The organism is Streptomyces sp. NBC_00996 (assembly GCF_045162675.1).
GTDB lineage: Bacteria > Actinomycetota > Actinomycetes > Streptomycetales > Streptomycetaceae > Streptomyces.
The window spans coordinates 2,687,025-2,700,058 of sequence record NZ_CP108723.1; the positions used below are offsets into that span (position 1 = coordinate 2,687,025).

At 70.4% G+C, this 13,034-nt stretch carries 9 protein-coding genes and 1 pseudogene; 5 read left to right on the forward strand and 5 right to left on the reverse strand.

The genetic code is table 11. From position 1 onward, the window contains the following. The first annotated feature begins 50 nt into the window (after nucleotides 1-50). Both OG390_RS12795 and OG390_RS12800 read left to right on the forward strand, forming a co-directional pair. Nucleotides 51-416 (forward strand): hypothetical protein, encoded by a 366-nt coding sequence (locus OG390_RS12795; RefSeq protein ID WP_406177638.1) that lies wholly within the window; start codon nucleotides 51-53, stop codon nucleotides 414-416. A 262-nt stretch (nucleotides 417-678) separates the two neighbouring features. Beyond that, a complete protein-coding gene (locus OG390_RS12800; RefSeq protein WP_406177639.1) occupies nucleotides 679-2,544 on the forward strand; it encodes an ABC transporter ATP-binding protein in 1,866 nt (621 codons plus the stop codon). A gap of 94 nt (nucleotides 2,545-2,638) precedes the next feature. Here the strand turns inward: OG390_RS12800 and OG390_RS12805 are convergent, their stop codons facing one another. The 3 genes from OG390_RS12805 to OG390_RS12815 form a co-directional block, all read right to left on the reverse strand. Then, nucleotides 2,639-2,812, reverse strand: coding sequence for a hypothetical protein (locus OG390_RS12805; protein WP_369245843.1), 174 nt, complete (start codon nucleotides 2,810-2,812; stop codon nucleotides 2,639-2,641). A 145-nt stretch (nucleotides 2,813-2,957) separates the two neighbouring features. Next, the gene (locus tag OG390_RS12810; protein WP_406167569.1) at nucleotides 2,958-3,671 is read right to left on the reverse strand and encodes a DUF899 domain-containing protein; all 714 of its coding nucleotides are present in this window, start codon (nucleotides 3,669-3,671) and stop codon (nucleotides 2,958-2,960) included. A gap of 91 nt (nucleotides 3,672-3,762) precedes the next feature. Continuing rightward, a complete protein-coding gene (locus OG390_RS12815; RefSeq protein ID WP_406167571.1) occupies nucleotides 3,763-4,017 on the reverse strand; it encodes a hypothetical protein in 255 nt (84 codons plus the stop codon). Nucleotides 4,018-4,165: 148 nt separating this feature from the next. Here OG390_RS12815 and OG390_RS12820 point away from each other — a divergent pair. Then, nucleotides 4,166-5,029 (forward strand): annotated as a pseudogene (locus tag OG390_RS12820) (endonuclease/exonuclease/phosphatase family protein); the annotation flags it as partial. On the opposite strand, the gene OG390_RS12825 reads toward OG390_RS12820, so the two are convergent. Next, complete coding sequence (locus OG390_RS12825) at nucleotides 4,989-7,082, reverse strand: FUSC family protein (RefSeq protein ID WP_406167573.1); 2,094 nt, start codon at nucleotides 7,080-7,082, stop codon at nucleotides 4,989-4,991. The pseudogene OG390_RS12820 and the gene OG390_RS12825 overlap by 41 nt on opposite strands. A 720-nt stretch (nucleotides 7,083-7,802) precedes the next feature. Then, the gene (locus OG390_RS12830) at nucleotides 7,803-8,534 is read right to left on the reverse strand and encodes a hypothetical protein (RefSeq protein WP_406167575.1); all 732 of its coding nucleotides are present in this window, start codon (nucleotides 8,532-8,534) and stop codon (nucleotides 7,803-7,805) included. A gap of 276 nt (nucleotides 8,535-8,810) precedes the next feature. Between OG390_RS12830 and OG390_RS12835 the strand changes: the two genes are divergently transcribed. Both OG390_RS12835 and OG390_RS12840 read left to right on the forward strand, forming a co-directional pair. Next, nucleotides 8,811-10,040: a serine/threonine-protein kinase gene (locus tag OG390_RS12835; RefSeq protein WP_406167577.1), complete on the forward strand. Its 1,230-nt coding sequence runs from the start codon at nucleotides 8,811-8,813 to the stop codon at nucleotides 10,038-10,040. An 80-nt stretch (nucleotides 10,041-10,120) separates the two neighbouring features. Continuing rightward, a complete protein-coding gene (locus OG390_RS12840) occupies nucleotides 10,121-13,033 on the forward strand; it encodes an SNF2-related protein (protein WP_406167578.1) in 2,913 nt (970 codons plus the stop codon). Nucleotide 13,034 lies beyond the last annotated feature (1 nt).

Sequence of the window (13,034 nt, forward strand, 5' to 3'; positions counted from 1 at the left end):
CGCAGGTCCTGAGCCTCGACACGCTGGTCCGTCTGAAGCGCGGGCAGCGGATGCCGGGGCCGCTGAGGCGTCTCCTCGTACCGGAGGACATGACCGTGCCGCTGGGCTGCGACGCGGTGTCGGTGCCCGCCCGGCTCGGACCGCTCCTGCTGCCGCGGCTGCCCCGTGTGGGCTGTGTCTACGCCGACGGGGCGCGCTGGTGGTGGATCGTGCCCTCCGACTCCGACGTCGCGCTGGAGTGGCCGGCGCCCGCGCGCTACGCCACGGGGGCGGTCGTACCGGACGCGCCCGGCGCACCCGGGCTCATCCACAAACCGGACGGCACGCTCCCGTACACCCCGCCGATTCCCCTCTACCTGGCCCTGTGCCGGATCACCGGGACCACACCCGCTTGGTCGCGTCCGATCAGCGCGTAGGGCCGCCGGTCGGGGGCGGGGCCACAGGCGTCACAGGTGTGTCCGAAGTGCGCCCGTCGGTGCGCCGGTCGCCGCAAAACCCCACGGCCACCACGCGTGGAGCGCCGCGTTCCTGGGGAATGGACCGTTCGTCCATTCCTGGGGGAGGCCAACGGTGGGGAAGACCGCACGAAAATCGGCGGGGAAGAAGAAGCGCGGCGACGACAGGCCGCCCCCGTCCGACTCGGAACACCTGCTCTTCGGCGGCCCGCTCCGCTACGACATGGGCTGGTCCCAACATGCCGACGCTTTCATGGAGTTGAACTTCCGCGCGATGGTGACCCGACTGCCGTCGCTGCTCGCGTCCAGTTTCCGCCTCGCCTGGAAGGCGGACCCGCGCGCCGCCCGTGTCGTGCTGGTCTCCGAGCTGGCCCGCGGCGGAGCCCAGGCGGTCAGCCTGCTGGCGGTCAACAACGTGCTCGGGCGGCTGATGACGAGCGGCCCGGTCGAGGACCGGTTACGCGGCGCGCTCCCCGCGCTGGTCACCGTCGCGGCCGTGATGCTGGTCGGTGCGATGCTGCGGGCCGCTTCGACGTACGCCACCGGACGCCTGGAGCCGAAGGTGGAGCGGGTGGCGACCGAGCTGTACCTGGAGCGGGCGGCGGCCGTGGAACTGGCCGCGATCGAGGACGACGCCTTCCACAAACTGCTCGACACGGCGCAGTACGGCGCCCAGTCCGCCCGGCGCATGATCACCATCGCCGCCCGGGTCGTGAACGCGATGATCTCGCTGTGCGCGGCGGCGGGCGTCCTGACGGTGCTGCACCCCGCGCTGCTGCCGCTGCTCGTCACGATGACGCTGCCGAGCGCCTGGAGCGCGCTGACGATCGCGCGGCGCCGCTACGAGTCGTTCCACACCTGGGTGCAGCACGCCCGCGCCGGGCACCTGATCAGCAGTCTGCTCACCGAGCCCGCCGCGGCGCCGGAGATCCGCGTGCACGGCGTCGGGCCTTTCCTGCTGCGCCACTTCCGCTCGATGTCGGAGACCGCCGAGGCGGAACAGGCCCGGCTGGCCCGACTCTCCGCCCGCACCGGTCTGATCGCCGCCGCCTGGACGGGACTTGCCACCGTGGCGACGTATGCGACCCTCGGCGGGCTGTTGCTGGCCGGCGCGATGGCGCTCTCCGTCGCGGGTACGGCCGTGATCGCGATCCGCACCGGCTCCGCGAGCCTCGACACGCTCGTCCTGGAGGTCAACTCCCTGCACGAGGAAGCCCTGTTCGTCGGCGACCTGCAGCGCCTGTATGTCGAGGCCGCCGAGCGCGCGATCCCGGTGGGCGGCGATCCGCTCCCCGCCGACCCGACTGAAATCCGCTTCGAGAACGTCACGTTCACCTACCCGGGCACCTCGACCAGGCCCGCGCTCGCGGACGTCACCCTCAGCGTGCCGCTCGGCAAGATCGTGGCGCTGGTCGGCGAGAACGGCTCGGGCAAGACGACTCTGGTGAAGCTGCTCGCGGGCCTCTACGCGCCCGAACGCGGCCGGATCCTGTGGGACGACGTCGACGCGGCGACCGCGGACCGACATCAACTCGCGGAGCGCATCGCGATGGTGGCCCAGGACTTCAAGCGGTGGCCGTTCACGGCGCGCGTGAATGTCGCGGTCGGCCGCACCTCCGCCCCGCTGACGGACGAACGCCTTGCCTCGTCGGTCACCGAGGCCGGCGCGGAGGACGTCGTGGCGGATCTGCCGCGTGGCCTGGACACCCTTCTCGCCCGCGGCTTCAGCGGCGGGCACGAGCTGTCGGGCGGGCAGTGGCAGCGCCTGGGCATCGCACGGGCCGCGTACCGGCGCGGCGCCATCCTGATCGTGGACGAGCCGACGGCGGCGCTCGACGCCCGGGCCGAGCTGGAGGTCTTCGAGAAGATCAGGGCGCTCGCGGGCACCGGCCAGACGGTCATCCTGATCACGCACCGGCTGGCGTCCGTGCGCCACGCCGATCTCGTGCATGTACTCGACCAGGGTCACCTCGTGGAATCCGGGAGTCCGGACGAGCTCCTGGCCACGGGCGGAATCTACGCGGAGCTGTACTCGCTGCAGGCGGAGCAGTTCGCGACGCAGCATCCGCCCGCACCGAAGGCGAGTTGACCTCGTTCGGCGATGCGCACCCCATGTCGCTCGGCAGTACCCCGAGTCTCATCCGACCGTACGCCCGAGTCTCACCCGACCGTACGCCCGAGTGTCACTCGACGACGTCGACACCTCGTACGACCACCAGGAACGCGTCCGTGGAGAGGTCCATGACGACCTCAGCGGCCTGGCCCTCCTGGCGGCGCGCCTGTGCGAACTCCTCCGCGGGCCACGACCCGCGCGGCCCACCGGCGGGAAAGCGCTCCAGCACCGTTCGCCCGTTCACCCTGCACCTCCATGTAGCGCTGTTCTCATAGAGTTAAACGCCCTCCATGGGGTGAACGGCTCGCCACGTGACGGTACTGAGACGTAGTCGACACTTGGCCACGGGTTCGCAGTGAGGGAACTCTCAGCTCCGGTTACCCGCCGTGTCAGTCCTCGTACTCGTCGTGGTATCGGATCCGCTCGCTGCCCGCGGGCGCCCCCAGCGCCGACGCGCGCCCCTTGGGCAGCTCCCACTCCTCCTGCCGCCCGAGTGCGGTGAGGTCGAGGATGCTGGTCGTGGAGCCGAGCCCGTCGAGGCCGCGTTCGTACGTGGAGTAGGTGTGGAAGACGCGGTCGCGGTCCCGCAGGAAACAGCTGACGCCCGGACGCTCGTAGGGCTCGCCGCCGCCCTCTTCGCCACGATCGTCGCTCCCCCTGGATAACACCTGGAAGTCGTAGTTGAAGTCGCTGTCGTACGACGAGTACCAGGGCACCGTCCAGCCCATGCGTGCCTTGAAGGGCAGGATTTTCGTGTACGGCGCCCGGGACACGGCGGCGAACTCGGTCCCGCGGGCCCACAGATGCGCGAGGTGCCCTGTCTGGTCGAGGAACGCCGAGCAGCTGCGGCAGCCGGCGTCCCACTCGGGCGCGAACATGAAGTGGTAGACGACGAGTTGGTGCCGCCCCCGGAAGAGGTCGAGCAGCGTCGCCTTCCCGTCGCCGCCCTCGAACACGTACTCCTCGTCGATCTCGACCATCGGCAGCCCGCGCCGCTCCGCGCTCAGCGCGTCACGCGCGCGCGTGGCGGCCTTCTCCTTGGCCAGCAGTTCCTCGCGCGCGGCGCGCCACTCCTCGCGCGAGACGATCTGCGGAAGCGTCATGTGCTCCTCCTACGGAGACAGTGCCTTCTGTGTGGTGACCGGCCGCAGAAGCAGAACTCATCGGCGTATCGCCGAGATTTTTCTCAGTACGTCAGTACGTCACTACCTCGTACGTCAGGTACGTCAGTACCTCACCGGAAGCGCGAGCAGGCCGCGGGCTCGCCACCTGACCGCGGGCGTCGATGCGCTCGCCGGCGTCCAGGTCTCGTACGTCGTCGGTGATCGCCTCGATGACCCCGCCTCGTACGACGATCGAGGCGTCCTCGGCGAACCCGATCTCCTCGTGATCGTCATGCACGAGGACGGTGCATCCGGTGATGATGAGGTCAGCGGGAGGCTGCGTCATTGCGTCACCGTACGACGGGGTCGTGCCGCGGGGGGAGGTGAACCGCGCATCCCGTCCCAGCCCTGTCGCCTGGCCGTTTGCGCGAGCACCCTGGCGTCACGAAGCGCGCCTTCTGACGTCACCGACCCGCCTTCTGGAAGGAGCCGGCATGCTCCTCGGCACCTGGAACCTGGAAAACCTGTACCGGCCCGGCGGCCCCTTCGGACCGAAGGACAAGGCCGCGTACGAGACCAAGCTCGCCGCCCTGGCCGCCGTCATCACGGAACTCGACCCGACGTTGCTGGGCGTGCAGGAGGTCGGGGACCCTGACGCGCTCGCGGACCTGGCCGGAATGCTGGACGGCGACTGGCAGGTCACGCTCTCCGGCCATCCGGACGACCGTGGGATCAGGGTCGGCTTCCTCAGCCGAGTGGTGCCGCAGATACTGGCCGACACGAACGTCTTCCCCGAGCTGCTGCGCCCCGTGCAGACAGACGACACCGGGACCACCGTGTCGCACGCGGGCCGCGGCTTCCTGGCCGTGGAGATATCCACCCGGGCGCTGACTCTCAAGGTGGCCGTCTGCCACCTGAAGTCGAAGCTGCTGTCGTACCCCGGCGGGCGCTTCCAGCCGCGCGACGAGGGCGAGCGGGCCCGCTACGGCGCGTACGCCCTGTACCGGCGGGCCGCAGAGGCCACGGCGCTGCGCGCGCTGGCCGACGACCTCCTGGCCCGCGAAGGCCGCACCCGTGACGTGGCGGTGCTCGGCGACCTCAACGACGAGGTGCAGGCCGCGACCACCCAGATCCTCCTGGGCCCGCCCGGCTCCGAGATCGGCACGCCCGGGTTCGACCGTCCCGACTCGGGCGACGCCATGCGCCTGTGGGATGTGGCCCCGCTGATCCCCACCGAACAGCGGTATTCGCGGGTGAACTCCGGTCGCCGGGAGCTGATCGACCACATCCTGGTCAGCCATCGCCTGGTCCACCGCGTCACCGCCGCGGGTACGGGGTTGCCTGGCACGGAGCAGCCGACGCTGCCGTCGGTCGGCGCGGATCCGGGCGAGCGGCGTGGGGCGGCGGGGTCGGACCATGCTCCGGTGTGGGTGCGGATCCAGCCGTAACGGTCAGACGGCGATGGAGCTCGGGCGCCTTGGACATCATCAGCCCCGCTCGCTCCCGGCGCTCGGCGAGCTCGTCGAGGAGTTCGGCGATCCGCTCGGTGTGGCGGGCTGTGAGCCGCCCGGTGTCGTCGAGCTGGACGGCGCACGCGGTGGTCGTGTCCACGAGCCGTTCGAGGGTGGCCGCGACCTCGCCCGTGCCCTCGGCATGCCGTGCCAGGGCAGGGAGTTCGGCGGCGGCGAGGTCGATCGCGGCGCGGGCCTCGGCCAGCGCCCGATAGGCCTCGCGCCGCAGGAGCCACCGGTCTGCCCGGTCGTCCTTCGCCCGGTCGTCCGTCCCACCGTCGGCTGTCGTTCGGTCGTCCGCCCGACCGTCGGCCGTCGTACGGTCGTCAGTCCCACCATCCGCCGTCGTTCGGTCGCTCAGCACATGCGCGAGATAGGCGTCCGCCGCCTCCGTGGCGCGCACGAGTAGCGCCCGTACCGTCCCCCCACGCTGCCCGAGCGCCGGCAGATGCCCCACGATCAGCACGATCCCGCAGGCCAGCAGCGTCTCGCCGAACCGGCTCCAGGAGGCCTGCGGCTCCCCTCCCACCATGACGAGCGCGAGCACCAGGACGGTGACGACGGCGGTCTGCGCGGCGAAGTGCCGTGTGGCGGCAGGGATCAGGGCGCCGCACACCGCCACCAGCGCGATGAGTCCGGCCGGCCGCGGCAGCAGCACCGCGAGCCCCGCGAAGACGACCGCGCCGAGCACGGTCCCCGCCGCCCGGCACAGCACGCGCGAGGCGAGCGGCCCGAGATCGGGCTTGACGAGGAAGACGGCGGTGGCGGGGAGCCAATACCAATGCGAGTGGTTGCCGTACCAGCGGGCCTGATGCAGGGCCTGCGCCACGGCCGCGCTGGCGCCGAAGCAGAGCGCGACCCGAAGCCCGTACTCGCGTCCTCCGGAACCGAACGCGGTGCGTACGAGGGAGGCGGCGGTACGACGCCGGGTGTGCAGGGCGTCCGAAGTGCCGCCCCCGTCGAAGGCGTCGGCGGCATGCAGCAGCGCGTCGTCGAGGGCGCGCAGCGCGGGGGCGGACCGGGCCGGCGCGGGCACCGGCCCCGTGGGGGCACCGGTGCGGACGGCGACGGCCAGCCGCCGAGGCCCTTCCGCGGCCCGCGCGGGCACCGCCTCGCTCGCCCAGGCGAGCGCCGTCGCGGCCTCGGCGAGCGGCAACGCGGCGGCGTACTGCGCGTGCAGTCGCCGCTCGGCGGCGGAACTGGCGTACCGCCGCAGCCGGGGCCCGGCGAGCGCGTCCTGCGCGTGATCGAGCGCGGCGGTCAGCGCGACGCGCCGCGCGCTCGCGTCCGCCCCGCCCGCCGCTTCGAGCAGTGCGGCGATCGCGTCGTACACGGCCCCGACGGCCTCCCGCTCCCCGTCGAACCGGTAGTCCCCGGTACCGGCCGCGGTTGTCGGCAGCGCGAGCCGCAGAGCGAGCAGCCACCCCGCCCCGCCGAGGAAGAAGAGGGCGCGCTGCCACCCGGGCTCGGGGAGCGGCATCCCGGCCCCGATGGCCGCGGCGACGAGCAGCTGCGTCCCGGCCCCGGAGGCGACGGGCCCGATCGCACTGACGGCTCCGGCGACGAGCCCGAGTCCGGTGAGCAGGAGGGTGAGCGCCACGGCATCGACGTGTAGTCCGGCATACGACCCGGCGAGCAGCCCACCGGCCCCTGCGAGGGCGGGCACCCCCAGCCTTCTGACGGCAGCCCGCCGACTCCCCGGCCGGTCGTTGATCCCGGCGAGCATGGCACCGAGCGCGGCGACGACTCCGAGAGAGGTACGACCGCTCAGCACGGCTACGAGAAGCAACGGCCCGGCAGCCAGGGCACCTCGGACCACCGCACTCCAGGGCACGGGGCCGCGCTGCGCGCGCAGGGCATGGGCGAGCCAGGACGGTACGGCGACGCTGGGGAGTGGCACGGGGCTCCTGTCGGACGAGGGCGTGCGGGGTGCCTTCGGGCGACGTCGGCCGGGCTGTTGTGGTGTCTACGGTAGATCGTGTTGCTGGAGAGAACGGAACCTGCGCGTTTCCGCGATGTGACACTTGACGGGAAGGCGCGTTCTTTATGAACGCAATCGAGGGCGGGCCGGAATTGTTCCGGAACGGGTCGGGCTCGGATTGCTGCCGAACGAGGGCGAGCCCGGAAGTCGCCGAACGAGCGCGGGCCCAGGTTGCCACCGAACGAAGGCGAGCCCTTGAGTTGCCGAACGAGGGCGAGCCCGGATTGCCGCTGAACGCGGAGCGGGCCCGAGGGCGTAGCCGGCCCCCGGACCCTGTGATGCCACCCACTTCACACGCCGGCACGCTTGAGAACCCAGGTCAGTCGTTATGTCGCCGCGTCCTGCCTTTGGACCACCACGCATCGAGCTGCGCGGACTGGACTTGAACCAGCATTTCGGCGCACCGGGGCCTGGGCCCGGTCGATCCGGCGATCGGCGGCGAATACTGAGTCTGGAGCAAGAGTCTGAGATTGATCGCGGTCTGCCTCTTCCGATTGGGCTACCGCGGCCAGGGAGATGGGTGCCGCGGGGAGGACTCGAACCTCCACTGGAACCGCGCAGTCACGACAAGCTTCAGCTTCAGCTTGCGCTCCTCGCGCACCCCGGCCGCATCGCGCGGTGGCCGGGGAGTCTTCGAGGCTACCCGAACAGGTAGCCGAACACAGCGTCGCCGACGCGCTGGTCGACAACGTCCACGCCATTCGCCTCCTCGCGGGCGAACTTGACGGCCTGCTGCAACTTCTCGACGCGGTCGAGGAGTTCATTGACGCGGCGCGCGGGCAGGGCGCCGGAGAACTTCACGGTCGTCCAGTACCCGACGGGGATGTCCTCGTAATACACCTCGACCTGAGCCGGATGCTTCTCGGTGGCCTCGGCCTTGACGTGATTGCGAGGCACCTTCTTCGTACGCAGCGTCCGTACGGGCTCGGTCTTCCAGGCATCCGTGGACGGATCCTGCACCCAGGACTCGGAGGCGTCGAGAACCGGCAACTTCCTTACGAAGGTGTTGAGATCGGTGAGCTGCTTTTCGAGGAAGAGCAGATACGACACGGGCACCTCGGCGACGAGCACCCGCCCGTCGACCTTCACATCGGCCCGCGCCGTGCAGTTCGCCCAGTCCTTGGTGGCGGTCACATCGAACAGCCGCGCAAGCGTCGCCGCGGTCTCCCGCAACACATCCTCGGCCTTCACCTGCACCCGAGTCGACTCGGGCGGCAACTGCTCACCCTCCTCGTCCTTGGGCTGGTAGGTACGCGAAATACCGGCCAGCAACGCGGGCTTCTGCAGCCCATGGTGAGCAGACGTCAGGTCCTGATGAGACTTGGACTTGATGCCCTTCTCCACTGCGATGATCTGATTGAGTTTCGCCACGTCGGAAACGGTAACAGTGTCAACTGCACTTGTTCGAAGCATTATTTGGGGGCAGCCGACGCAGCCCACCCAGCCCACTCCGTGACTCAGGCCGAAGCGTGGCCGGAGTCGAAGTTCGCGTATTTCTGAGATATGACGGGTTCGCGTAGAGAAGTGAGTTATGTACGCAATGGGAGTGGACCCGATCAGGTAGGACCGAGCCCGGGTGTCACTCCCTTGGACTACGGTTACGACTACTGACATACACCGGCTGACCAGGGCGAAAGGACGACCCACGTGAACGCGGCTCCGTTGAGCCCCGAGGACCCGACCGAACTCGGTGGATTCGAGCTGCTCGGCCGCGTCGGTCACGGTGGCATGGGCCAGGTCTACCTCGGTGAATCCCCAGGTGGAGAGCCTGCGGCCGTGAAGGTCATCAAGCCGTCGGTGGTCGATTCCGAGACCCGTCTGCGCTTCGCTCAGGAGATCGAGGTTCTCAAGACGATCTGGGGACCTCGCATCGCGGCATTCCTCGACGCCGACGCGGAGGCCGAGCAGCCCTGGCTGGCCACCGAGTACATCGACGGGCCCGACCTCCGCAAGCACATCCACACTCACGGCCCGCTGCCCATGGTGCTGGCCGCCTCCTTGGGTGCCACGCTTGCCGAAGCTCTCGCCGGAGTCCACAAGCAGGGCCTGCTGCATCGCGATCTCAAGCCCGCCAATATTCTCCTCGGCCCGAACGGCCCGAAGATCATCGACTTCGGCCTGGCCGTGTTCACCGAGTCCAGCGCTTCGCTCACCGCCCCGAACACCGTGCTCGGCACCCCGGCGTGCATGGCCCCCGAGCAGGCCAACGGCGTCAAGCCACTCACCGCGCCGGTCGACGTGTACGCGCTCGGCGCCGTCCTGCTGTATGCGGCGAGCGGCCACTACCCGTTCCAGGCCGACAACATCCACGCGCTCTTCCACCTGATCACCAAGGCGGACGCTCAGCCGGATCTGACCGGAACCCCGGACGAGCTGGTCCCACTCCTCGCGTCGATGCTCTCGTACGACCCGCAGGAGCGGCCCGCTCTTCCCGAGGTCGTCAAGGAGTGCCGCACGGTGATCGAGGCCCAGGGCCTCAAGATCGCCCAGGCTCGGCGCCGCCTCACCGCCCACACCACGACGACCGAGGTGCGGGACACACCACTCGTTCCCGCCGTCTCACCCGCTCCGGTCGACGCCGCCGCGTTCGCGGACCTCCCCACGGCCATGGAGCCGCAGCCGCCCGGCACCACCGCGCCCACGGTCCCACTCCCCCAAGACGGAGCCCCCGGCTACACCCCGACCGTCAAGGCCGAGCCGAGCGTCACGGGCCGCGACGAGCAGCCCGCCCACCCGGCCCCGGCCCCCGGCACCCCACCGGCGTCGCAGCGCGGACGAGAGCGCACGGGCCCCGGGCCACAGCTCCGCACCTCGGTGCAGGCCAGGCGGGTCGCCCAGCAGTTGCGCGAGGCCTACGCTCAGCGCGCGAAGTTCTAGCCCCGTAAGCCCCGAGGCGCCTCCGACAGGGGGTGCACAGCACCACGCGAAACGCAGCAGCAGCACAGGAGGCAGCGCACGTGACCGTCGACCAGGCCGACGTCGCTCGGGACGCCCAGCAGGGCAGCGCGCCGGAAGAGGCTCCGGAGACCGCCAAGTACCCGCCCGGTTCGCAGATCGAGGTCCGCGACGAGGAGTGGCTCGTACGGAATGTGACGCGCACCACCCACGACGGCGACCGTATCGAGGCGGTGGGCGTCTCGGAGTTCGTACGGGACCAGGAAGCGGTCTTCTTCACCGCGCTCGACGACGTGCAGCTGATGGATCCGCGCCGCACCAGGCTGACGTCCGACGACTCCCCCACCTTCCGCCGCAGCCGCCTGTTCCTCGAAGCCGTCCTGCGCAAGACCCCGCTCCCCCAGTCCGAGCGCGGCCTGGCCCTGGCGGACAGCTTCCTGCTCGACTCGCTCCCCTACCAGCACCGCCCGGCGCAGCTCGCGCTCTCCGGCAGGAACCTGCGCCCGCGCATGCTCATCGCGGACGTGGTCGGCCTCGGCAAGACGCTCGAAATCGGCCTGACACTCGCCGAGTTGATCCGCCGTGGCCGCGGCGAGCGCATTCTCGTCGTCACACCGCAGCATGTCCTGGAGCAGTTCCAGCACGAACTGTGGACCCGCTTCGCGATCCCGCTCATCCGCCTCGACTCGGTGGGCATCGAGCGCATCCAGCGCGAGATCCCGGCAGGCCGCAACCCCTTCACCTACTTCAAGCGCGTCATCGTCTCCATCGACACGCTCAAGAACACCGACCAGTACAAGCACCACCTGGAGCGCATCCACTGGGACGCGGTCGTCATCGACGAGTCCCACAACCTCATCAACCGCGGCTCGCTCCGCAACCAGCTCGCCCGCCTCCTCGCCCCGCAGACCGACGCCCTCATCCTGGCCTCGGCGACACCCCACAACGGCGACGCCCGCTCCTTCGCCGAGCTGATCTCCCTCCTCGACCCGGCCGCGATCCGCGACCCGGAGCGCTACGACGCGGACGACATCGCGCACCTTTTCATCCGCCGTACGAAGGTGAGCCCCGAGGTCCGCGAGCAGATGAAGGGCCAGTGGGCGGACCGCGGCCCGAGCGAGTCGGTGCGCTGCGCGGCGACGCCGGCCGAGGAGCGGATCTTCGAGGAACTGGCGCAGGTGTGGCTGCCGCAGGACAGCGCCTCGGACACGTCGGGCTCTGCGACCTCGGGCACCTCGGGCACCTCGGGCACCTCGGTGACCTCAGTGAGTGAGAGCCGCCTGTTCCCGTACACGGTGCTGAAGTCCTTCCTCTCCTCTCACGTGGCGCTGGCGGCGACGGTCGACGCCCGCATCAAGACGCTCACCGCGAAGGAATACGCTGTTCCGGGCCCCGAACTGGCCGCGCTGCACCGCCTGAAGGACCTCACGGCCGGCATGGCGGAGACGGACTCGGCGAAGTTCCAGGCGCTCGTCGAGCAGCTCCGAGCCATCGGTGTCGGCCCCAGGAGCGACACCCGCGTCGTGGTCTTCTCCGAGCGTGTCCAGACGCTGGAGTGGCTGCGCAAGGCGGTTCCCGCGGCCCTCGGCTTCAAGGGGAAGGCACTCACGGAGGCCGCGCGGGTGATGCACGGCGGCCTGTCCGACGAACAGCAGATGCAGTGCGTCGAGGACTTCGGTCTGGCGGACACCCCGGTACGCATGCTGTTCACCGGCGACGTCGCTTCGGAGGGCGTCAACCTCCACCGCCAGTGCCACCAGCTCGTCCACTACGACGTGCCCTGGTCCCTGATCCGGATCGAGCAGCGCAACGGCCGTATCGACCGCTACGGCCAGTCCCACCGGCCGCAGTTCCGCGCGCTGATCCTGACCAGCGAGGTCGACGGCGCGAAGGACGACCGCACGGTGGCCGAACGCCTCCTGGAGCGCGAGGACGAGGCGCACCGCAGTCTGGGCACGGCGGAGGCGGTCTCGGGCCTGTACCGCGCGGACGCCGAGGAGAAGTCCCTCATCCAGGACCTGCTGCGCGGCCGCACGGTCGACGAGTCCCTCGACGCGACGGCGAAGGCGGCCGCGTCCGAGGACTCCGGCACCGACTTCCTGGCGGACTTCTTCGGCGCGGTGGGCGACGACCCGGAGGAGGTCGACGGGGACGCACCACCCGCCCCCGCGGACGTGCCGCGCCTCTTCACGGGCACCCGGGAGTTCGTCGACGAGGCGGTACGCGAGGTCTTCCCCGACGCGCAGCGGCAGCTGGAGATGGACCAGGACCCGGAGACGGGCCTGATCTCCTTCAAACCGCCGTCGGACCTGACGCACCGCATGAAGGCCCTGCCGCCGGACTACCGCCGCGAACAGCGCCTCCACGAACGCCTGTTGGTGACGCTGAACCGCAAGCTCGCGGACCTGTCGCTGGTACGGGCCCGGGAGTCGTCCACGTCCAGCTGGCCGGAGATCTCGCTGCTGACCGATCTCCACCCGGTGGTGGAGTGGCTCACGGACAAGGTCCTGGTCCGTCTCGGCCGCCAGGAGGCCCCGGTCCTCACGGCGGACGTGGACGCTCCGACGTATCTGATCCAGGGGATCTACTCCAACGCGCTGGGCCGTCCGACGGTGGTGAAGTGGATGGCCGTACGAGCCGGCGAGGTCACCGACGACATGGTGGGGACCCTGCGCCGGGCGGGCGTCGGTCCGACGATGGCCAACCCGCTCCACTCCCACGACCTCGACCTGCTGAGCTCGGGCATCCCCGGCGCCCTGGAGGCGGCGGAGCGATTCCTCCGCCGCCACAGCGACGACTGGGACAGAGCACTGCTCGACCCGATCGAGGAGTACAAGGCACGCCTGGCCGACTGGGAGCAGCCGACGCTGGCGGGCGAGGACACCAAGTCCAAGCTCGCGGACCTGGCCGACTCGCTCCTCACCACCGGCCGTCCCATGCTCCGGGTCCTCGCCGTCCTCGACTCCGCCGCCTGAT